Source organism: Sphaerisporangium sp. TRM90804, from assembly GCF_029846175.1.
In the GTDB taxonomy this organism is placed as follows: Bacteria; Actinomycetota; Actinomycetes; order Streptosporangiales; family Streptosporangiaceae; genus Sphaerisporangium.
Map to the genome: position 1 here is coordinate 264,316 of NZ_JARWAC010000011.1, position 21,034 is coordinate 285,349.

The window sequence follows — 21,034 nt, forward strand, 5'->3', positions numbered from 1 at the left end:
GCCTCGATGGTTATGACCTCTCGATCGCTCATGCGCGTATCCGTGGCGGGCATCATCGCCGCCACCGGTCTAGCGTTGGCCGTCGCTCCCGCGTCGGCGCACCCCAAACCCACCAAACCCGCCAAGACCGTTCCGGTCCGGCTGGTCGCCATCAACGACTTCCACGGCAACCTGGAGCCCCCGACCGGTTCCAGCGGCGCCATCGTGAACGAGGCGGGGACGTCGGTCCCGGCGGGCGGCGCGGCGTACATGGCCACCCACCTCAAGTCGCTGGTCAACAAGGACACCGCCGTGGTGGCCGCCGGCGACCTCATCGGCGCCACGCCGCTGATCTCGGCCGCCTACCACGACGAGCCCACCGTCGAGCTGCTCGGCAAGCTGGGCCTGGACGTCTCCTCGGTCGGCAACCACGAGTTCGACGAGGGCATCACCGAGCTCAGGCGCATCCAGGACGGCGGCTGCCACCCCACCGACGGCTGCTCCCCGGCCGGCCGGTGGAAGGGCGCCAAGTACGAGTACGTCGGCGCCAACGTCCTGAAGGAGAAGAACGACAGGTTCGCGCTGCCGCCCACCTCGATCCAGAAGGTCAACGGGGTCAAGGTCGGCTTCATCGGGCTGGTCACCCAGACCACCCCGACGATCGTCTCCTCGGCCGGCATCGAGGGCCTGCGCTTCGCCGAGGAGGTCGAGTCGGGCAACCGCGCGGCGGCGCTGCTGCGGCGCCAGGGCGTCAAGGCCATCGTGGCGCTCGTGCACGAGGGCGACTCGATCACCCCGAACCAGAGCCCGGACGCCTGCCCCGTCACCCCCGGCGCGGGCTCGCGCATCGCCTCGGGCCTCAGCGCGGACGTCGACCTGGTCGTCATGGGCCACTCCCACCAGGCGTACATCTGCAAGACCAAGGACCCGGCGGGCCAGGACCGCTACTACACCCAGGGCTCGTCGTTCGGCCGCGTGCTGACGAAGATCGACTTCCAGGTGGACAAGAAGACCGGCGAGATCGTCCGCTCTTCGGTGGCGCCGGACAACAACGTCGTCACCCGCGATGTCGTCGCCGACCCGCAGATCACGCAGTTCGTGCAGACCTGGAAGGACCGGGTGGCGGCCGTCGCCAACCGGGAGATCGGGCAGATCACGGCCGACATCGGCCGCCCGGCCTCGCCCTCGGGCGAGACCCCGCTGGGCATCCTGATCGCCGACGCGCAGCTGGAGGCCACGCGGGCCGGCGGCCAGGCCGAGGTGGCGCTGATGAACCCGGGCGGCGTCCGCACCGACCTCACCTTCGCGCAGAGCGGGTCGGAGGGGAACGGCGTCGTCACCTACGGCGAGGCGTTCGCCGTGCAGCCGTTCAACAACCTGATGCAGGTGGTCACGCTGACGGGGGCGCAGCTCGACGCGCTGCTGGAGCAGCAGTGGCAGAACGGCGGCGCGACGGTGCGCATCCTGCAGCCCTCGGCGTCGCTGACCTACACGATGAACCTGTCGCAGCCGATCGGCTCGCGGGTGTCGGAGATCAAGGTCAACGGCACGGCCGTGACCGACACGCAGGCGATCCGCGTCGCGGCCAACAACTTCCTCGTCGGAGGCGGTGACGGCTTCAGCGTCTTCACCCAGGGCACCGGCCTGTGGAGCGGGCCGCTGGACATCGACGCGCTGGTCGCCTACTTCGAGGCGCACTCGCCGGTCGCCCCGCCCGTCGTCGGCCGCATCACGGTCGCCGGCTAGATCCCGCTCGGGCCGCGCCCTCGGACGGGGGCGCGGTCCGCGGCGCCCGGGACCGCTCCACGCGACGGTGCGTGAGCGGTCCCCGGCCTCGGGACGCGGGGCGGTGGGGTCAGTGGTGGGCGGGCGCGGGCTCGCGCTCCTCGGCCTGCTCGCCGCCGCGGTCGGGCACGAAGCGGTAGCCGACGTTGCGCACGGTGCCGATCAGCGACTCGTACTCGGCGCCGAGCTTGGCGCGCAGCCGCCGCACGTGGACGTCCACGGTGCGAGTGCCGCCGAAGTAGTCGTACCCCCAGACCTCCTGCAGGAGCTGGGCGCGGGTGAAGACTCGTCCCGGGTGCTGCGCGAGGTACTTGAGCAGCTCGAACTCCTTGAAGGTGAGGTCGAGCGCGCGGGTGCGCAGGCGGGCCGTGTAGGTGGCCTCGTCGATCGACAGGTCGCCGCTGCGGATCTCGTCGGGCACCTCCTCGCTGGCGGAGATGGACATGCGCCCGACCGCCAGCCGCAGGCGCGCCTCGACCTCCGCCGGACCGGCCGTGTCGAGGAGGACGTCATCGGCTCCCCATTCGGCCGTCATGGCGGCGAGGCCGCCTTCGGTCACGATGACCATCAGCGGGCAGTCGATCCCCGTGGTGCGCAGCAGACGGCAGAGGCTCTTGGCGTGCACCAGCTCCCGTCGCGCGTCCACCAGCACGGCGTCGGCGGGTGGAGCGTCGATCAGCGCCGACGCCTCCGCGGGGGCGACCCGCACCGAGTGGAGCAGCAGACCGAGCGCGGGCAGAACCTCAGCAGATGGTTCCAGCGCGTTGGTGAGCAGCAGCAGATTACTCACAGCACCTCCTCGTCCAGAGGCCGACCGGGGCATGGGGACGGCGCGGCTTCGCTCACTCACCGCATCGCCTCCTCCCCGCGTTGTGACGGCGAGAGCCGTACAAACACGTAAAGGACCCGGGGGCTACGTCGCCCAGGTCCCGTCAGTAGGTGAGGATAGCCCACAGGAAAGTCGCGTCCAGAGGGCGCCCGCCGGTGAACGTCCCGTCACGTGGGAAATAACCGTAACCGACACGTCACGGTGGGTGACCGGGGGGTGCTGGACGCCCGGGAAGGTGACACGGAGGTCGCTGATGGCGCGGGGTGTGGTGCGGTACTGGGCTGCGGCGAAGGACGCCGCCGGGTTGGCCGAGGAGTCGTTCGAGGCGAGAACCCTCGGCGATTTGGTGTTATTTATCACACAAAATCATAGTAATCCGGACCTGCCGCGTGTCCTGAGCCGCTCCTCCTTCCTCGTCGACGGCCATCCCGCGGGCACGCGAGACCCTGACACGGTGGAGCTGCCCGAGGGTGCCACCGTGGAGGTGCTTCCCCCTTTCGCGGGAGGCTAACGCCGTCGTGCCGTCTTCGCTGATTACGCGCGGGTTTCATGGCCGGACCGCGCGTGTCGCACGGGCGTTTCACGGCCCGCACCTGGGGGAGTGGGTGTCTGCCCCCGGGATAATGTGATCTCGGGCGGACATCTCGAAGGAGTCGGATGCGCAAATTCGTGGTGTTCCTGATCGTGCTCGGCGTGCTCCTGGCCGTGCTCGACCGCGTGGCCGTGTCCGGTGTGGAGCGCGAGGTCGCCAAGCAGGTGGCCGCCCAGTACGACCTGCCCACCCCGCCGACGGTCGACGTGCGCGGCATCCCCTTCCTCACCCAGGCGGTCGCCGGGCGCTACGAGGAGATCGGCGTCAAGATGGGCGAGGTGACCACACCCGACGGCGCCAAGCTCAGCAGCGTGGACGCCGTCCTGCACGGCGTGCGCGCCCCGCTGACCGACCTGCTGATGGACGCCGCCACCGCCGACATCCGCGCCGAGCGGGTCACCGGCACCGTCGTCATCTCCAAGGAGACCCTGGACGCCCGGGCGCCGCAGGGGCTGAGCATCAAGGGCAACGGCGACGACACCCTGAACGTCGCGGGGAACCTGAACGTCTCCGGCGTCGCCGTCCCGGTCACCGCCAAGGTGAAGATCGACGTCATCCCCGGCGGCGTGCGCCTGACGCCCGAGAACGTCAACGGCATCCAGGTGCCCGACGCCGCCAAGCTCATGAGCTTCACCGTGCCCGTCAAGGACCTCCCGCTCAACCTGAAGATCGAGAAGGTGCGCACCACCTCCGAAGGGCTGGCCGTCGAGGGCACCGCCACGGACGTGCCGCTGCGTGCGTGAACCGGACGCCGCCGCCGTACGTCGTGAGGACGTGACCCCCGCCGGAACCGCCGACGAGCAGCTGATCAGGTCGCTCTTCGATGAGCACGCGGGGTCGCTCTACGGTTACGTGTTGCGATTGACGGGCGACCCGGGCAAGGCGGAGGACGTGGTACAGGAGACGCTCTTGCGGGCGTGGAAGCATCCCGACGTGCTGACCGATCGGCCGGTGCGCGCGTGGTTGTTCACCGTGGCCCGGAACCTGGTCTTCGACCACCACCGGGCCCGCAGGTCACGCCCCCAGGAGACCAGCGACGAGGCCCTCGCCGTGATCCCCGCCGACGACGAGCTGGAGCGCGCGGTGGAGTCGTGGGGGGTGGCCGACGCCATAGCGACCCTGCGCCCCGAGCACCGCGAGGTGCTCCTGGAGACCTACTACCGAGGGCGGTCGGTGAAGGAGGCCGCGGAGGTGCTCGGCATCCCGCCGGGAACGGTGAAGTCGCGCACCTACTACGCGCTCCGCGCGCTGAAGCTGGCGCTGGAGGAGCGGGGGCTGGCGCCATGACCACGTGCGAGGACGTCAGGATGTCGCTGGGCGCCCACCTGATGGGCGCGCTGGACGCCGAGGAGTCCGCCCAGGTCGAGGCGCACCTGGCCGGGTGTGAGGCGTGCCGCGCCGAGTACGCCGAGCTGGGCGGGCTCACCGCGCTGCTGGCCCGCGTCTCCGAGGCCGACATCGAACAGGCGGCCAGCCCGCCGCAGGCCGTGCTCGGGCGCATGATCGCGGCGTCGGCGCGGCGCCGGCGCATGAACCGCCTCTTCCTGGGCCTGGCCGCGTCCGCTGCCGCGGTGGTGGTCGGCGGCACGGCGTGGCTGGCCGGAGGGACGGCGCCGCAGTCCGCCCAGTCCGCCCAGTCCGCCGACGCGCCCGCGGCGCCACTGCTGGCCGAGAGGGACGGCGCGGCGCCCGCGGCCTCGTCGTCCGCCCGGGCGGCCGCCTCGACGCCCCCGTCCGGCCACCGGGACGCCACCGGAGACACCCTGATGGCCGAGCCGGAGCAGAGAGCGCCGTTCGCGCGGACACCGGAGCCCTCCCCGCTGCTCAAGGCGGAGCGGGCCGGCACGGTCGTGCTGAAGGCGGCCGAGGACGGCGTCCGGGCGACGGTCACCATGATCGCCGGCGGCGAGGGCACCACCGTGCGGATCGCGCTCACCGGCGTGGCCACCGGCACGTCCTGCCGCGTGACCGCCGTCGGGTCCGACGGCACCAAGGCGCCGGCCGGAAGCTGGACGGTCGACCTCGGCGGGCCGGCCACGTTCACGGGGCACACCGAGCTGCCCCTCGACGGCATCGTCGGCTTCGACATCCGCTCCTCCGCGGGCGACCGCCTGCTGTGGGTCCCCGCCTGACCCCGCCGCGGCGGGAATGGCGCACCGGACGCCCGTGTTGTGCCAGCCGATGGCAGGCTGGGCAGTGCTGTGCGTGACGCTCGCCGTGGGCGTGGCCGCAGGGGTGATCATGCGGCGGCGCGACGGCGTCGCGCGCGACGTGAGGGGTGACATGGACACCGTCGCGGCGGGCGACCTCGGCGCCGAGCTCGGCGAGCGCGCCACCCTCGTGCAGTTCTCCACCGCGTTCTGCCAGCCCTGCCGGGCCACCCGGCGGGTGCTGGCGGAGGTCACCGCCATGGTCGACGGCGTGCGCCACATCGAGATCGACGCCGAGTCCCGCCTCGACCTGGTTCGGCGCCTGGACGTCATGCGCACCCCTACGGTGCTGGTGCTCGACTCCGGTGGCAGAATCGTGAAGAGGGCGTCCGGCCACCCACGCAAGGCCGACGTGATAGCCGCGCTCGGATTCACCGTGTCTCATGAACCGGACGCGACGTGACAGATGGCAAGGCGACGGGTACTGTCGTGAACATGAATCCCTCGACAGAGCTGCTGACGAAGCGGCGCGCGGTTGATTTCTGCCGCGTAGCCACCGCGCTCTGTCGCACCGCCTGAGGACGGTCCTTCGCGGCCTCTGAGCCGCCGATGATCTGAACGAGTGCCCGATTTCTCCGCGTTTCCGGCACGGTCTTCAGGAGCTTCCCGCCATGCAGGTCGACCCACGGGGTATGCGGTTCGCCGCGGCCGCCACGACGCTCGTTCTGGCGCTCGTCCTCGTCACGGGCAACGGGTGGCTCCTGCTGGCCCAGGCGGCGGTGTTCGCCCTCGGGGCGGCCGGCGCCTCTCCGTACGCGCTGGCCTTCAAGCGATGGGTGCGGCCGAGGCTCGGCCCGCCCGCCGCGACGGAGGACTCCCGCCCGCCCCGCTTCGCGCAGGGGGTCGGGCTGGTCTTCGCGCTCGTCGGGCTGATCGGGTTCCTCGCACAGGCCGCGCCTCTCGCGCTCGGCGCGACCGCCGCGGCCCTGCTCGCCGCGTTCCTCAACGCCGCCTTCGGCTTCTGCCTGGGCTGCGAAATGTACTTGATCATCCGCCGCCTACTTCCCGCAACCCGATAACCGGAGGTTTTCCAATGAGCCGCTCCGCCGTCCTGGTGGACGCCGAATGGGTCGAGGCCAACCTCGACACCCCAGGCGTGGTGCTCGTCGAGGTCGACGAGGACGCCAGTGCGTACGACAAGGGCCACATCCGTGGCGCCGTCAAGATCGACTGGAAGCAGGACCTCCAGGACCCCGTCCGCCGTGACTTCGTCGACCGCGAGGGCTTCCAGGCCCTGCTGTCGTCCCGGGGGATCGCGAACGACGACACGGTGGTCCTGTACGGCGGCAACAACAACTGGTTCGCCGCGTACGCCTACTGGTACTTCAAGCTGTACGGGCACGAGAACGTCCGGCTGCTCGACGGCGGCCGCAAGAAGTGGGAGCTCGACTCCCGCGAGCTGGTGACCGACGCGCCGTCGCGTCCCGCGACGCAGTACACCGCCGGCGACCAGGACTCCTCGATCCGCGCCTTCCGCGACGACGTCGTGGCGGCCATCGGCAAGCTCAACCTCGTCGACGTCCGCTCGCCCGACGAATTCAGCGGCAAGCTGCTGGCCCCGGCGCACCTTCCGCAGGAGGCGGCGCAGCGGGGCGGGCACATCCCGACCGCGCGCAACATCCCGTGGTCCAAGGCGGCCAACGACGACGGCACCTTCCGCTCCGACGACGAGCTGCGCGAGCTGTACGGCGCCGCCGGGGTCGACTTCGGCAAGGACACCATCGCCTACTGCCGCATCGGCGAGCGCTCCGCGCACACCTGGTTCGTCCTGCACGAGATCCTCGGCCAGGCGAACGTGAAGAACTACGACGGTTCATGGACCGAATACGGCTCGCTCGTGGGCGTGCCGATCGAGCTGGGGGAGGCCCGATGACCGCCAACGGGTGCGCCGCACCGGAGCAGACCGTCGCGCTGCCGGCCGGCATCGATCTGGCCGGCCAGGCCGTGATCCAGGGAGTCGTCACCGGCGCCGGCCGGGCCTACGCCCGCCTGCTCGACGACTCCGGCGAGTTCACCGGTGAGGTCGTGGTCTCCGACGAGGGCGTCTTCCGCTTCTTCGCCGGCCCCGGCTCCTGGACGGTCCGCATCATCGCGAGCGGCGGCGTCAGCAAGGACATCGCCGTCGAGGCCCGCCTCGGCGAGGTGGCCCAGCTCCAGGTCTCCGTCTGACGAACGGCTCCGCGCGGCCGGTGGCGATCCTTCGCCCCGGCCGTGCCGCTTTTTCCCTCCCCCGCGACGTCCGCTGTCCTGTTGCCGGTGCGACTGATGTGACCCGTCGATAGGATGCACCGGATGTCCGAGTCCATCCGCACCCCTTCTGTCTGGTCGTTGCCGTGGCACACCCTGCGGCTGGCCGGCCGGTGCATCCTGCCCCTGGTCATGTGGTACTCGGCGGGAGAACTCGTGCGGTTCGGCCTGCTGGTGGCGGCCACGGAGGTCTCCCACGGCTCGATGCGCGACCTTCGCCTCGCGCTCACGATGCTGCTCTTCATCGTCGTGGTGATGGCGTTCCTGCTGGTGAACGTCGGCATGTTCTACTCGCTGCGCGGCTCCCTGTCGGAGATCCGGGCGCGGCGCGCCGACGGCCAGGAGGACGAGCGGTTCGTCGACGTCCTCAACCGCGTGATCGTGCCGTTCGTGGCGCTCTACCTGGCGTGGGGCTGGCACGTGGACGACGTGCGCGACTTCCTCACCACCGACGTCGAACGGCAGAGCGGGGAGCTGGGCGCCCTCGGTGCCTTCGGCAACGCCTTCGGCGGCCCCACCCCCGACACCGCCACCGGGCTCACGGACCTCAGCCTGACCACCACGGCCGCGATCATGGTGGCGGCGTTCCTCGGCCGGTTCGCCTGCACCTTCTGGCAGGAGCGGCGCGCGGGGCGCCTGGCGGCCGTCGCGCTCGCCTTCTGCGAGCTCGGGTTCTTCTACTACGGCGTCCAGGTGGTCGCCTCGCGCGGCGACTGGCTCGAAGACCGGCTCGCCATGGTCTGGTGGCACGACCTGATGGCCGACCTCGCGCTGAGCGTCCCGGGCTGGAAGGCCTTCACCGAGGCCGTCGCCACCGTCTGGCCGTACGCATGGGACGCGCTGGTGCTGCCCGCGGTGTGGCTGACCGTCGCGATCCTCATGTACGGCGCCTACGCCGAGGACGCCAGGGCCGTGATCAGCGGCACCCGGCTGGAGAACCGCGCCACCGAGGCCGAGCAGGTCTTCGCCGCGCGCACCCACTCCCTCACCCGCCGCACGCTCACCCGTCTCTTCGGCCGGTGGGCGCACTGGGTGGCGCTGGCCAACACCGTGCGCCTGGCCGTGCGCGGCGGGGCCCCGCTGTTCGGCCTGTTCGCGCTCTGCTTCGTCGCGATCAGGGTCGGCGAGGGCTACGCGATGCGCGGCGTCGCCTACCTGGTGGGCACCGACCACCCGCTGACGTACTGGAACGTCATCCTGCAGTTCGCCGAGCTCGGCACCGACTTCGCGGCGACGGTGCTGATCGTCTGCCTGCTCGCCGCGACGTTCGACGTCGCCGCGAGCGCGGGACGGCGGGGGCGCGCCGCGCCGGCCGAGCAGGCGGTCACCGGTCGAAGTGCAGAGCCTCTCCCGAGGCGTCCAGCGCCTGCAGCTCGGTCGGCCACACTTCCAACTCGACCTGCCCGGCCAGTTCCCTCGGGACCGCCCCGAGCAGGCTGAACCTGCCCGGTGTGCCCGGCACCAGCTTCTCGGGCGCCTTCCACACCTGGGCGAGCCACGCGCGTCCCGCCGCGTCGGTCAGCAGGAACCCGGGCGGCGTGGTGACGACGAAGGTGCCTTCGTCGTTGAGCGCGGTGGCCTCCAGGTCGACCTGCACCATCAGCCGCTCCGCGATGTCGTCGTCCTGGTCGGCGGCCGGCGCCATGGAGACGACCCGCCACTCGGCGTTCCCCAGCGTGGCGGGGCGGACCTGCGGGATGTGCCGCACCTGGGCGGGCGGGTGCTGCAGCTCGTACCGCCGCAGCTCGTCGTAGCCCAGGACGCCGATGAGCGCCACCGCGAGCCCGGCGGCGCCGAAGAGCCGCAGCCCCACCTTCGCCGACCGTGGCATCGGACGCCGGCGGCGCCGCGACCCCGCGGGCTCGGGCTCTTCGGCCTGGCCGGTGGCGGGTTCCGGCGCGGACGCCGGCTCACGCCGGGGCGCCGGTTCGCGCCGGGGCGCCGGTTCGCGCCGGGGCGCCGCGGACTCGCGCGAGGGCGCCGTCTCGGGCGCCGTCTCGCGCGCGGGCGCCCGCTCGAACGGGGGCGCGGGCTCGGGGACGGGCGGCGGCCACGTGCGGCGGCGCGGCGCCGGACCGTCCTGGACGGCGGGGATCGGCACCGTGGAGGTGGAGCGGGCCTCCTGCTCGGGCGGCGGCCACACGCGGGCGTCGGGGCGCGGCACGCGCCGGGGCGGGGTGAACCACGACGGCTCCCCGGCCGCGGGGTGCCGCCAGACGCCGGTGTCGCCGGGATCCCGGTCGCTCATCAGCCGCTCACCTCGAAGACGTCCTTGGCGGCGCCCACGAGCCGCCGGGCGCCGGCCGCGTCCAGGCCCATGTCGAAGGCCGCCTCCGCGTAGAACTGGTCGCCGTACAGGGTGTGCTCCTGCTTGGAGACGACCACCCGGGCCCCGGCCACCTTGTCGGCGGGTACGTCGAAGAAGTAGTAGCCCGAGCGCCACCACCCCGGCTGGATCCACCTCCAGGCCAGCGTCGCGGTGTCGGGGACGCGGTCGCTGGCGGCGAACCGCAGGCCGTCGGCGGTGAGCAGGTGCGAGTGGAGCTGGATGGGCCGCCGGGGGGCGGTGGCGCCCACCTTGGCGACCAGGAAGACCTGGCCCGGCGTGGCGCGGTCGGTGCCGAACTCCTTCTTGACCAGCACGGAGCGGGCGAACTCCACCCGCTCAAGGCGGGCGGAGAACAGGTCGGTGTCGACCTCCTGGCTCATGCCGCCGGAGGCGGTGATCGGGTCGTCCAGCTGGTCGGGGGTGAGCGTCAGGCTCCGCACGTAGACGGCGGCGGCCACCAGGGCGAGCCCGGCGACGGCGGCCACGAGCCTGCGCCACACCGGCACCTTGGCGGGGGTCGCCGCGGGCGGGGACTCGGGGGCGGCGGGTCGCGTCGTCACGCCGTCTCCTCGCGGGCCGGCAGTTCGACGCGGGCGGCGACGACCGGCACGTAGCGGGTGGCCGCCGCGTTCGCGCCCGGCCCGGCGGCGGGCTGGGGTGCCGGCTCGCTCACCACCGACCACGAGTGGGTGCGCCAGAAGAAGCTCTCGCGCCACTCGAAGGAGACGGCGTCGATCTGGACGGTCTTCGGCGCCGCGCGGCCCGGGGGCATCTCGAAGGAGAGGATGACGTCGGTGGGCACGCCCGGGGGGAGCTGGCTGTAGTAGTGATCCGGGTCGGCGTCCTTGACGACGATGTGGGGGCTGACGCCGACGGTGCGGGAGTCCTGGAGGGTCTTGAACACCTTGCCGTCCGTGCGCACCGTCGGCAGGGCGCGGTCCATCGCCTGCGCCGAGATCGTGCGGGAGTCCTGGTTGGTGACCCGCAGGTGGAGCTGGAGGTAGCGCTTGCCGGGGACGCCGGGCGCGCCTTCGCCGCCGGGGCGGACCACGGCGTCGACGAAACGGGTGCTCATCTGGCCCTGGTCGAGCGTCGCGCCCTTGCCGAGCCGCCGGGGCTGCTCCTTGGGGGCCTCCTCCAGGCCGCCGAACGCGGCGCCCGCCCCCAGGGCCACTGCGGCCAGCACCGCCAGCACCGGGACGAGCACCGCTCTCCGGCGCCGCGCGGTGGGCGGAGTGGGCGTCATGGCACAGGATGGTAGTCGCTGCTTGCATCGCTTCCGCCTCATTCGTCCCAGCGGGGGCGTCAGGGTGTCAGGAATTCGGTCCGAATGGCGAGAACCATGCCCGAATACGAGATCCAGCTCATACGCTGTCTCCGTCGGAGAGCGACCACGGGCACGAGCCGGAGAGCTCCCCGCGAGGATGGACAGGTGGAGGTCCGGTGGCGGACGTGCACCCAGAGCAGGCGCAGTTGCAGGCTGACCGCATCTACCTGGGCTGGCAGTACGCCCTGCTGCACGCCGATCCCGGCCCGCCGCCCAAGCGTCCCTCCCCCCAGGAGATCCCCGAGGAGCCCGAGGCGGTCGACCCGTCGTGGGTGCGCAGGGAGCGCCTCCAGGAGGATCTGCTCAACCGCCCGGTGAAGATCGTCGGCATCTTCATGGCGCTGCTGGCCGTCCTCATCCTCGTGCTCGGCCTCAGCGAGGTGATCGGCTGGCCGTTCGCCGTCATCGGCCTGGCCGCCACCGGCGGCATCACCCTGATCTGCGGGTACGCCGTCCACCAGGGCGAGCGTGCCCTGCGCTCGCGCATCAGGGAGCAGGAGGCGCGGGCCGAGCTGCGCCGCGAGCACCGCGAGCGCCGGCTGTTCGACGCCCAGGAGGACCACGCCGAGCGCTACCGCCAGTGGGCCGAGAAGAAGGAGCGCTACGACCGCCAGCTCAACTGGTACGCCGTGGCCGTCCCCGACGAGATCGACCGCATCGACGTCGCCGGCGGCACGCTGCCCGGCTGGTCGGCGCTGATCACCCTGATCGGCGCCACCAGGCTGTACACCGGCGGCCACCTCACCGTGCTCGACCTGTCCGAGGGCGCCATCGCCAAAGACCTGATCGAGCTGGCCAAGCGCGGCGGGGACGACCCCCTGGTCTGGGTCCTGCCGGTCGACCTGCCGCGGCTCGACCTCGGCGCCACGTTGCCACCCGAGGCGTTCGCCGACGTGCTGGCGCACGTGGTGAGCGTCAGCGAGGAGCACCGCACCACCCGCGACCTGAGCTTCGACAACGCGATCCTCGAAAGGGTGCTTGAGGTCCTGGGGGAGAACGCCACGATCAACCAGGTGACCGCCGCGCTGCGCGCGCTCGCCCAGGTGGGCGACCCGCGCGACGACCTGCGGTACGGCCTGCTGACCGCCACCCAACTGGAGCGCATCGGCACCCTGTTCGGCCGCGGCGTCACCGACCGCGTGGTCATCGAGCGGGCCTGGGCGCTGGAGTCGCAGCTGCGCAAGCTGGAGACGCTCGGCTCCGAGGCCGTGCGGCTGCCGCCCGCGCGCCTGCGGGTGGTCTCCATGGACCGCCAGGCGGGCGTCTTCGGCAACCGGGTGCTGGGCACCTACGTCGCCACCGCGCTCACCCACATCCTGCGGCAGTCGCCGGCGTCCGCGCGGCCCTGGTACCACACGATCATCGTGGCGGGCGCCGACAAGCTGCGCGGCGACGTCCTCGACCGCCTCATGGACGCCTGCGAGACCTCCCAGACCGGCCTGGTGCTCACCTACCGCTCGCTCACCCCCACCGTCAGGGAGCGCCTGGGCCGCGGCCACGCCGCCGTCGCGTTCATGCGACTGGGCAACGCCGAGGACGCCCGCGTGGCGAGCGAGCACATGGGCACCGAGCACCGTCTGGAGCTGGCCCAGCTCACCGAGACGATCAACCCGGCCGTCGACGGCCTGAACGGCTCCTACACCTCCACCGTGCGCGAGGGGGCGGGTCGCACCGGCCCCGAGGAGGAGGAGAAGGGCGAGGGCGGCCTGAAGGAGGGCATCACCGAGTCGACCGAGTGGGGGCGCAGCGCGAGCAAGGCCATGGGGGAGGAGCGGGTGCTGCACCGCAGCCGGGAGTTCCTGGTGGAGCCGCACCAGCTCCAGCAGCTCCCCACCACGTCTGTGATCGTCACCCACGCCACGGCCGACGGCCGCCAGGTGCGGCTCGCCGACGCCAACCCCGCCATCCTCACCTTCCCCAAGACCACGCTGGGGGAGTTCGAGGAGGTCCGCCGCGTCACGCTGGCCCCGCCCGAGCCCGAGGAGGTGCTGCCCGAGGAGGCCTTCCCGCCCAACCTGGGGCCGCCGCCGGAGCGGCTCGACTGGAGGAGAACGCATTGAACGGGTAATCCCCTGGCAAACGTTGATGGCGCCGGGGTCATCGACTTGATATGCAGGCAGCGTGTCCTCCGCAGCCTCCAGCGCGCCGTTTCCGCTGAGCGGTCCTTGGTACCGCATCCAGGCGATCACGGCCCCCTCGCGCAGTTCCTCGGCCGAGTGGGATTTCGTGACGGTCTTACCCGCCGTCCTGTCCGCCGCCCAGCGCGGCCGGTCCTTCGTCATCGGCTGGCTGTCCCGGGGGTCCGGCGCCCCTCTCGAACTGATCACGAACGCGGGTCCGCTGACCCCGCCCCGCCCGCCGCGCCGCTCGTCGGCCGCCGTCGCCGTGGAGCCGCCGCACGGCCCGCAGCCGCTGCTGTTCCCCGGCGGGGCCCGCGGGGTGCGCGTCGGCGACGACTGGCTGGCCGACCTCGCCGACCTCGCCTGGACCCCCTGCCCCGGCCGCCAGGCCCCGCCGCTCGCCGGGCGCAGGGAGCCGGGCCCCGACGAGCTGCTGCGCCCCACGCTGTTCGAGTCCACGCTGGTCACGCTGATGTCCCGGCCGTTCGCGTGGCTGGTGGTCGCCGAGCCGACCAACCTGCTGGACGCCGAGGTGTCCCACCTGCGCACCCAGCTCAACGTGCTGCGTCAGTACGGCGACGCCTCCGAGCGCAGCCGGTTCGACGCCGAGCGCGCCGAGCGGCGCATGCAGGAGCTCGACGCCTTCCGCGAGGCCGGGCTGTGGAACGTCCGCGTGCTGGCGGGCGCGGCCGGCCCCGACGAGCTGCGGCAGATCGCGCCGGTGCTGGTCGGCTCCGTCGAGATGAGCCACCACCCCTACCGGCTGCGCAGCGCCCTGTCGCTCCCGCTGCTCACCGGCGTCGGCCGCATGTCGGCCGTGGAGCCGGTGTACGCGTTCGCCGACGTGCTCGGCGCCACCGTGCAGGACCCCGCCGACGGCGCGGCGGCCCCGTTCGCGGCCACCGCCGGCGCGCTCGCCGCCCTGGCCGGGCTGCCGCGCCGCGAGGTGCCGGGCGTGCGCGTGCTCGACGCCGGGTTCTTCGACGTCACGAGCGAGGCCGACGTGCGTTACACCGGCGAGCCGGTGGTCGACCTGGGGGCGGTCATCGACGGGCAGGAGCGCGCGGTCGGCGCTTTCCGCGTGCCGCTGGCGACGCTCAACAGGCACGCGTTCGTCACCGGGGCCACCGGGTCGGGCAAGTCGCAGACCGTGCGGCACCTGCTGGAGCAGCTCACCGAGGCCGGCATCCCGTGGCTGGCGATCGAGCCGGCCAAGTCGGAGTACTCCGCGATGGCCGGGCGCGTGGAACACCTGGCGCCGATCACCGTGATCAACCCGTCGGCGCCCGACAACGTGCCGTTCAGCGTCAACCCGCTCGCCCCGGAGCCGGGCTACCCGGTGCAGGCGCACATCGACATGGTGCGGGCGCTGTTCATGGCCGCCTTCGACGCCGAGGAGCCGTTCCCGCAGATCATGTCCCTGGCGCTGCAGCGGGTGTACGAGGCCAACGGCTGGGACGTCGTCACCGGGGGCGGCGTGCCCGGCGCGGCCGTCCAGCCCGCCGTGCCGACCCTGGAGCAGTTACAGACGCACGCCCTGGAGGTCATCCAGGAGATCGGGTACGGCAACGAGGTGCAGGCCGACGTCGAGGGCTTCATCAGCCTGCGGCTGCGCAGCCTGCGGGTCGGCTCCGCCGGGCGCTTCTTCGAGGGCGGCCACCCCGCCGACATCGGCGGCCTGCTGAAGCGCAACGTCGTGTTCGCGATCGAGGACGTCGCCAACGACGAGGACAAGGCGTTCCTGATGGGCACGCTGATCATCCGGATCGTCGAGCACCTGCGCATCCGCGCCCGCAAGGAGAAGGCGTCCGGCCTCCAGCACGTCATCGTGATCGAGGAGGCCCACCGGCTGCTGCGCGACCGGGGCTCGCGCCGGGCCAGCACGCACGCCGTGGAGCTGCTGGCCGGCATGCTCGCGGAGATCCGGGCGTACGGCGAGGGCATCGTCGTGGCCGAGCAGATCCCGACCAAGCTCATCGCCGACGTGGTGAAGAACACCGCGCTGAAGGTCGTGCACCGGCTTCCCGCCGAGGACGACCGCCGGCTCGTGGGGGCGGCGATCAACCTCAGCGAGGACCAGTCGCGCCAGGTGGTCTCGCTCCAGCCCGGCGTCGCCGCCGTCTTCGCCGACGGCATGGACCGCCCGCTGCGCGTCCAGGTGCCGCTGGGGGAGGACCGCGAGCGCAACCTCCCGGGCCTGATCCCGCCGATCCGCGGCCGCCGGTCGGCCGCGTGCGGGCACGAGTGCGTCACCGGCAAGGCGTGCACGCTGTTCGAGCTGCGCGAGGCCGATCTGCTGGCCGGCGCGCCCGAGTGGGCCTGGCTGCGCATCTGGACCGACACGCTGGTGCTGGCCTTCTGCGCCAACCGCCCGCTTCCGGGCGTGCCGCGTGTGCTGGCCGAGATCTGGGACGGGCTGCCGCCGCGCCGCCGTGAGTGCCTGCTGGCGACGCTGGTGGAGCGCGCGGTGGCCAGGCGGGCGTGGTCGCTGCGCACGTCCTACGACCCCACCCTGCTGACGGTCAAGGCGGCGCAGGTGGCGGCGGGCCTGCTCGACCCCTCGGGGGAGGGGCGGCCGGCTGCGGGCGAGCGGCCCGGGGCCGCGTGGGTGATCCCGCAGATCCGCTGGGTGCACGAGGTCGACCGGCTGTTCCCGCACGGCCACCCGGCGCCCAACCTGCGCAGCCCCGCGCCGGCCATGGAGTACACGCTGTTCGGCACCGACCCGTCGGGGCGGCCGTACCCGCACCTCGGCGTCAACGGGGCCGGGCCCAAGGAGGGCGCGCCCGAGCTGCTCGGTCACCGCGCCAAGGCGCTGCGCCACCACCCGCTGTCGATGGAGATGGAGCGCAACCGCGCGCTGGCCTGGCGCGTCCTGCTCGGGGACGACGAGCACGAGGGCGTCCAGGAGGACTTCGCGACCGTCGCGATCGGCGTCGAGCCGAGGGACCGCGTCCGCCACATCGCCCACACCATGGGGGCGGGCTGGCTGGAGGCCGTTCTGTCGTGGCCGCGCCGGTTCGTCCTGCCGTTCGAGGGCGGCCCCGACAGTCAGGCGGAGCTGTCCTTCCTGGACTAGCGCCCGCGCGCCGACCGGACGGGCGATCGGCGGGCGGTCGTGCGGAACTCCACGCCCGGTCCCCACTAGGATCGCGGCATGACCCAGCTACCGCTGCGCGCTCAGCTCGCGAGTGCCCTCGGGCGTACGGCCGCCACGCTGTCCCGGGTCACCGGGCGTGGTGACGGATCGGTGATCGGCGGGCGTGTCGGGCTCGTGCTGGAGCCCGACCTTCTGCGCAAGCTGGCCGCCGACCGCAAGCTCGTCCTGGTCAGCGCCACCAACGGCAAGACCACCACCACCCGGTTGATCACCTCGGAGCTGCAGGAGCTCGGCGAGGTCGCCACCAACGCGTTCGGCGCCAACATGCCCGCGGGGCACGTCTCGGCGCTGTCGCAGTCCAAGCAGGCCCCGTTCGCGGTGCTGGAGGTGGACGAGAAGTACCTGCCCGAGGTGCTCGACACCACCGGCGCGACCGTCGTGTGCCTGATGAACCTCAGCCGCGACCAGATGGACCGCGCGGCCGAGATCTGGCTGCTGGCCCAGAAGTGGCGCCGCGCCCTGGCAGGCCGCGACACGCACGTGGTGGCCAACTGCGACGACCCGCTGGTTACCTGGGGCGCCTCGACGGCCCCCCGGGTCACCTGGGTCTCGTGCGGGCAGCCCTGGAAGGAGGACTCCTGGTCCTGCCCCGAGTGCGGCGGCCCGCTCGACCGCAAGGGTGACGACTGGGCGTGCCGCGAGTGCACCTTCCGGCGTCCGGAGCCCACCTGGGTGCTCGACGACGACGCCGTGCTCGACCCGTGGCGGCGGCGCTGGGTGCTCGACCTCCAGCTTCCCGGCCGGGCCAACCGCGCCAACGCCGCCATCGCGCTGGCGGTGGCGGACGCCTTCGGCCTGCCGGTCGAGCAGGCGCTGCCCCGGCTGCGCGAGGTCACCTCGGTCGCCGGCCGCTACACCATGGTCGAGCGCGACGGGCGCGCCCTGCGGCTGCTGCTGGCCAAGAACCCGGCCGGCTGGCTGGAGGCCTTCGAGGTCGCCGACCCGGCGCTGCCGATCATCCTGTCGGTGAACGCCCAGGGGCCCGACGGCCGCGACACCTCCTGGTTGTGGGACGTCGACTATCGCATCCTGGCCGGCCGCCCGGTGTTCGTCACCGGCGAGCGGCGGCTCGACCTGGCGCTGCGGCTCGACGTCGCCGGGGTGCCGTTCCAGCTCTGCGAGAGCTTCGACCAGGCCCTGGCAGCCCAGGCGCCCGGCAGGGTCGACGTGATCGCCAACTACACAGCCTTCCAGCAGATTCGAGCGGAGTTCGGCCGTGCCGTCTGACAGCGCGCTGCGCGTGGTGTGGATCTACCCCGACCTGTTGAGCACCTACGGGGACCACGGGAACCTCCTGATCCTGGAGCAGCGCGCCCGCAAGCGCGGCATCCCGGTCGAGACCGTCTACGTCCGCTCCTCCGACCCCGTGCCCGACTCCGGGGACATCTACCTGATCGGCGGCGGGGAGGACCGGCCGCAGATCCTGGCCGCCGAGCGGCTCCGGCGCGACGCCGGCCTGTCCCGCGCGATCGACCGCGGCGCGAGCCTGCTGGCGGTGTGCGCCGGCTACCAGATCATGGGGTCGGTCTTCGGCGGCGAGGAGGGCCAGCCGGTCGCGGGCATCGGGCTGCTCGACATCGAGAGCGTCCGCGGCCCGTCACGGGCGGTGGGGGAGCTGGCGGCCGAGGTGGACACCGGCCTCGGCGGGCACATCCTCAGCGGCTTCGAGAACCACATGGGCGTCACCCGGCTCGGCGCCGGCGTCCGGCCGCTGTCGCGCACGGTGGTGGGGGTGGGCAACGGCGACGGCACCGAGGGCTGCCACGCGGGCAAGATCGTCGGCACCTACCTGCACGGCCCGGCGCTGGCGCGCAACCCGTGGCTGGCCGACGTCTTCCTCGGCTGGGCCACCGGGCCGCTGCTGCCCATCGACGACACCTGGTACGACCGCCTGCGTGAGGAGCGCCTGAGCGCCGTCCTGCCCCGCTGAGGGGCCCGTGGGCCTCGTGCCTCAGTAGACGAGCGCCTGCACCTGGTCGCCCAGCACCTCCTCCACGAACGTCGAGGCGCCGGCGATGCGCACGCCGTCGATGAGGTCGTCCTGTGTGATGTCCCTGCGGGCGGCGCACTGCGTGCACACCGTCACCCTGCCGCCGGTCAGCACGACGTCGAGCAGGTCGGCGAGCGGGGTGGCGTGCGGGAGGGCGAGCTCCTCGGCCCTGCCGGGCAGGCCGTACCAGGCGGACTCCCCGGTCAGCCACAGGGAGACGGGGACGCCGCTGGCCACCGCCGCCGCGGCGACGGTGAAGGCCTGGTTGCACCGCTCGGGGGCGTCCGACCCTGCTGTCACCTTTATCACCATTGATCGTGCCATGCTCTGAGCCTATGCGGCCGCGACAGCGGTCCACCAGGTGTTTCTCCGGTCAGCTCCCCCATGCGTGAGCCCCGCGCGGGGCCTCTAGGCTTTGGTCACATGGACTCCCAGACACTCCATCCCGCCCTCGAACCGATCTCGTTCCTGCTGGGCAGGTGGGAAGGCGCCGGCGTGGGCGGCTACCCGAGCATCGAGAGCTTCCGGTTCGGGCAGGAGATCGTCTTCGACCACATCGGCAAGCCGTTCCTCAGCTACGTCAGCAGAACGTGGCTGCTGGACGACGAGGGCGCCATGGTGCGGCCCCTCGCCACCGAGTCGGGCTACTGGCGCGCCCTGCCCGAGCGGCAGCTCGAAGTGGTGCTCTCGCACCCGACCGGCATCGTCGAGATCTACATCGGCGAGGTCGTCTTCCACAAGATCGAGCTGCGCACCGACGTCGTGGCCCGGACGGCCACGGCCAAGGAGTACACCGCGGGCCACCGGCTGTACGGCCTGGTCGAGGGCAACCTGATGTACGCCTACGACATGGCGGCGGAGGGGCACCCGCTCACCTCCCACCTGTCGGCGGACCTCAAGAAGGTCGGCTGACCCGCTCCCGAGGCGCCTCGCGGGGCGTCGCCCCGGCCCCGGCCGCCGCCGGGGCGGGCCGGCCGGATCTCGGTTCTGTCCGGCTTGAGACGCGTTCCAAACGGTTCTTCCTAAAGCTGTGGATCACCCCTAGGGTCTGGCGTGAACAGTGGCGGTTTCCCCCCGCGAACCGGTCCGGCGCCGGACCGGCGAGTGGCTGATCCCTAGGAGAGCACGATGGTGTTCCGCAAGCTCATGGCGGCGTTCGGCGCCGGCGTCGAGGTCGACACGGTCCTGAACAACGCGACCGTGCGGCCGGGCGAGTCGCTGCGCGGGGTGGTGAACTTCCGCGGCGGCGGCTCCGAGTACCGCGTGGAGGGCATCTACGTCGACCTGACGGCCGTGGTCGAGGTGGAGAGCGGCGACAACGAGCACAAGACCACCTACAGCTTCCTGCGGCAGCAGGTGGCGGGATCGTTCCAACTGGGCGCGGGCGTGGCGCACGCCCAGCCCTTCGAGATCCCGGTGCCGTGGGAGACCCCGATCAGCGCGATCGGCGGCCACTCCCTGTACGGCATGAAGCTCGGCGTCTCCACCGAGCTGGCGCTGGCCGGCGCCCTGGACAAGGGTGATCTCGACCCGCTGTTCGTCTCGCCGCTGCCCGCCCAGGAGCACATCATCATGGCGCTCGACCGCCTGGGCTTCCGCTTCAAGAAGGCCGACCTGGAACGTGGCACGCTGCGCGGCTCGCACATGCCGTTCTTCCAGGAGATCGAGTATTACGCGGGCGGCCAGTGGCGCGGCCACTTCAACGAGCTGGAGCTGACCTTCATCGCCGGCCCCACCCAGATGGACGTCATCCTCGAGGCCGACAAGCGCGGTGGGTTCCTGACCTCCAGCCACGACACCTACAACCGCTTCACCGTCCGCTACGGCGAGCACCCCGGGGCCGCGGAGCAGGCCCTGCAGAACGGCCTGCAGCAGATGGCCCGCCGCCGGGGCTGGTTCTAGACACGTAAAAACCCCGGGCGCGCTCCGCCTCTTTGGTGAGACGGGCCGACTGGACCATGAGGGGAGTTCGCTCCCCTCGCCGGCTGCCCGGGGTTCCGGTGTCTGCTTGGATTCGCCGGACGCCACCAGTGCCCCGGAGGGCACGACGTCTGGACGGAGGTCCTGACTCTGGCGATGTCCTAGCGGACAGCCACCTCGCTAGCCCAATAATGATCAACCATTGTTCGGACCACCTCCCTTCTGCGTGCTAGTAAGTTATGCGACGCCTCGGCGGCAGGCAAGCGAATAACCCGCGCGCCGCCCCGCCGCCCGGGACCCCTACGACGTGCCGCCGCGTGAGCGAACAGCCCGCCCGCCATCACGCTGCGCGGGGCCCTACGGCGGGTCGCGGCGTGAGTGGACAACCCGCGCGCCGTCCCGCCGGACGGGCCTCTACGGCGGGTCGCGGCGTGAGTGGACAACCCGCGCGCCGCCCCGCTGCCCGGGCCCTCTACGGCGGGCCGCAGCGTGGCGGCCTGTCCTCGGGGCCGGGGCCGGGGCCGGGGCCGGAAACGGCCCGGCGCG

At 72.4% G+C, this 21,034-nt stretch carries 20 protein-coding genes; 15 read left to right on the top strand and 5 right to left on the bottom strand.

All coding sequences use genetic code 11. The features are described 5' to 3' along the window. The first annotated feature begins 12 nt into the window (after positions 1-12). Complete coding sequence (locus tag PYR91_RS16055) at positions 13-1,725, top strand: bifunctional metallophosphatase/5'-nucleotidase (protein ID WP_279780611.1); 1,713 nt, start codon at positions 13-15, stop codon at positions 1,723-1,725. 109 nt (positions 1,726-1,834) lie between these two features. Here the strand turns inward: PYR91_RS16055 and PYR91_RS16060 are convergent, their stop codons facing one another. Further along, positions 1,835-2,554: a response regulator transcription factor gene (locus tag PYR91_RS16060; protein ID WP_279780612.1), complete on the bottom strand. Its 720-nt coding sequence runs from the start codon at positions 2,552-2,554 to the stop codon at positions 1,835-1,837. 696 nt (positions 2,555-3,250) lie between these two features. Between PYR91_RS16060 and PYR91_RS16070 the strand changes: the two genes are divergently transcribed. The 8 genes from PYR91_RS16070 to PYR91_RS16105 all read left to right on the top strand — a co-directional run bounded on the left by PYR91_RS16070 (position 3,251) and on the right by PYR91_RS16105 (position 9,082). After that, positions 3,251-3,928 carry a DUF2993 domain-containing protein gene (locus PYR91_RS16070; protein ID WP_279780614.1) on the top strand — a complete coding sequence of 226 codons (678 nt, stop codon included), beginning with the start codon at positions 3,251-3,253 and terminating at the stop codon, positions 3,926-3,928. A gap of 31 nt (positions 3,929-3,959) precedes the next feature. Continuing rightward, positions 3,960-4,472, top strand: coding sequence for a sigma-70 family RNA polymerase sigma factor (locus tag PYR91_RS16075; protein ID WP_279780775.1), 513 nt, complete (start codon positions 3,960-3,962; stop codon positions 4,470-4,472). Further along, a complete protein-coding gene (locus PYR91_RS16080) occupies positions 4,469-5,317 on the top strand; it encodes a zf-HC2 domain-containing protein (protein ID WP_279780615.1) in 849 nt (282 codons plus the stop codon). The genes PYR91_RS16075 and PYR91_RS16080 overlap by 4 nt, the downstream gene beginning before the upstream one ends. A 151-nt stretch (positions 5,318-5,468) precedes the next feature. Next, positions 5,469-5,798, top strand: coding sequence for a thioredoxin family protein (locus PYR91_RS16085; RefSeq protein WP_279780776.1), 330 nt, complete (start codon positions 5,469-5,471; stop codon positions 5,796-5,798). Positions 5,799-6,006: 208 nt separating this feature from the next. Next, on the top strand, positions 6,007-6,414 hold the full coding sequence (locus PYR91_RS16090; RefSeq protein ID WP_279780616.1) for a DUF4395 domain-containing protein: 408 nt from the start codon (positions 6,007-6,009) through the stop codon (positions 6,412-6,414). A gap of 14 nt (positions 6,415-6,428) precedes the next feature. Next, positions 6,429-7,268 (top strand): sulfurtransferase, encoded by an 840-nt coding sequence (locus tag PYR91_RS16095; protein WP_279780617.1) that lies wholly within the window; start codon positions 6,429-6,431, stop codon positions 7,266-7,268. Next, positions 7,265-7,564, top strand: coding sequence for a DUF1416 domain-containing protein (locus PYR91_RS16100; RefSeq protein ID WP_279780618.1), 300 nt, complete (start codon positions 7,265-7,267; stop codon positions 7,562-7,564). Before PYR91_RS16095 ends, PYR91_RS16100 begins: the two co-directional genes overlap by 4 nt. A 123-nt stretch (positions 7,565-7,687) precedes the next feature. Further along, entirely contained in the window at positions 7,688-9,082 is a 1,395-nt protein-coding gene (locus tag PYR91_RS16105; RefSeq protein ID WP_279780619.1) for a hypothetical protein, read from the top strand. Here PYR91_RS16105 and PYR91_RS16110 read toward each other — a convergent pair. The 3 genes from PYR91_RS16110 to PYR91_RS16120 are packed head-to-tail and all read right to left on the bottom strand — an operon-like array spanning position 8,967 to position 11,217. Then, complete coding sequence (locus PYR91_RS16110; protein ID WP_279780620.1) at positions 8,967-9,890, bottom strand: hypothetical protein; 924 nt, start codon at positions 9,888-9,890, stop codon at positions 8,967-8,969. The genes PYR91_RS16105 and PYR91_RS16110 overlap by 116 nt on opposite strands. Continuing rightward, the gene (locus PYR91_RS16115; RefSeq protein ID WP_279780621.1) at positions 9,890-10,531 is read right to left on the bottom strand and encodes a hypothetical protein; all 642 of its coding nucleotides are present in this window, start codon (positions 10,529-10,531) and stop codon (positions 9,890-9,892) included. The genes PYR91_RS16110 and PYR91_RS16115 overlap by 1 nt, the downstream gene beginning before the upstream one ends. Then, complete coding sequence (locus tag PYR91_RS16120; protein ID WP_279780622.1) at positions 10,528-11,217, bottom strand: hypothetical protein; 690 nt, start codon at positions 11,215-11,217, stop codon at positions 10,528-10,530. The genes PYR91_RS16115 and PYR91_RS16120 overlap by 4 nt, the downstream gene beginning before the upstream one ends. 197 nt (positions 11,218-11,414) lie before the next feature. On the opposite strand from PYR91_RS16120, the gene PYR91_RS16125 reads away from it, so the two are divergent. The 4 genes from PYR91_RS16125 to PYR91_RS16140 all read left to right on the top strand — a co-directional run bounded on the left by PYR91_RS16125 (position 11,415) and on the right by PYR91_RS16140 (position 18,508). Continuing rightward, positions 11,415-13,358: a hypothetical protein gene (locus tag PYR91_RS16125; RefSeq protein WP_279780623.1), complete on the top strand. Its 1,944-nt coding sequence runs from the start codon at positions 11,415-11,417 to the stop codon at positions 13,356-13,358. Positions 13,359-13,419: 61 nt separating this feature from the next. Further along, complete coding sequence (locus PYR91_RS16130) at positions 13,420-16,497, top strand: ATP-binding protein (RefSeq protein WP_279780624.1); 3,078 nt, start codon at positions 13,420-13,422, stop codon at positions 16,495-16,497. Positions 16,498-16,575: 78 nt separating this feature from the next. Next, positions 16,576-17,805 (top strand): MurT ligase domain-containing protein, encoded by a 1,230-nt coding sequence (locus PYR91_RS16135; protein WP_279780625.1) that lies wholly within the window; start codon positions 16,576-16,578, stop codon positions 17,803-17,805. Then, positions 17,795-18,508, top strand: a complete 714-nt coding sequence (locus tag PYR91_RS16140; protein WP_279780626.1) for a glutamine amidotransferase — start codon at positions 17,795-17,797, stop codon at positions 18,506-18,508. The genes PYR91_RS16135 and PYR91_RS16140 overlap by 11 nt, the downstream gene beginning before the upstream one ends. Positions 18,509-18,529: 21 nt before the next feature. On the opposite strand, the gene PYR91_RS16145 is transcribed toward PYR91_RS16140, so the two are convergent. Next, positions 18,530-18,892 carry a DsrE family protein gene (locus PYR91_RS16145; protein ID WP_279780627.1) on the bottom strand — a complete coding sequence of 121 codons (363 nt, stop codon included), beginning with the start codon at positions 18,890-18,892 and terminating at the stop codon, positions 18,530-18,532. A 99-nt stretch (positions 18,893-18,991) separates the two neighbouring features. On the opposite strand from PYR91_RS16145, the gene PYR91_RS16150 reads away from it, so the two are divergent. Then, complete coding sequence (locus PYR91_RS16150; RefSeq protein ID WP_279780628.1) at positions 18,992-19,480, top strand: FABP family protein; 489 nt, start codon at positions 18,992-18,994, stop codon at positions 19,478-19,480. Positions 19,481-19,696: 216 nt separating this feature from the next. Beyond that, positions 19,697-20,470 (top strand): sporulation protein, encoded by a 774-nt coding sequence (locus PYR91_RS16155; protein ID WP_279780629.1) that lies wholly within the window; start codon positions 19,697-19,699, stop codon positions 20,468-20,470. The last annotated feature ends 564 nt before the right edge of the window (positions 20,471-21,034 follow it).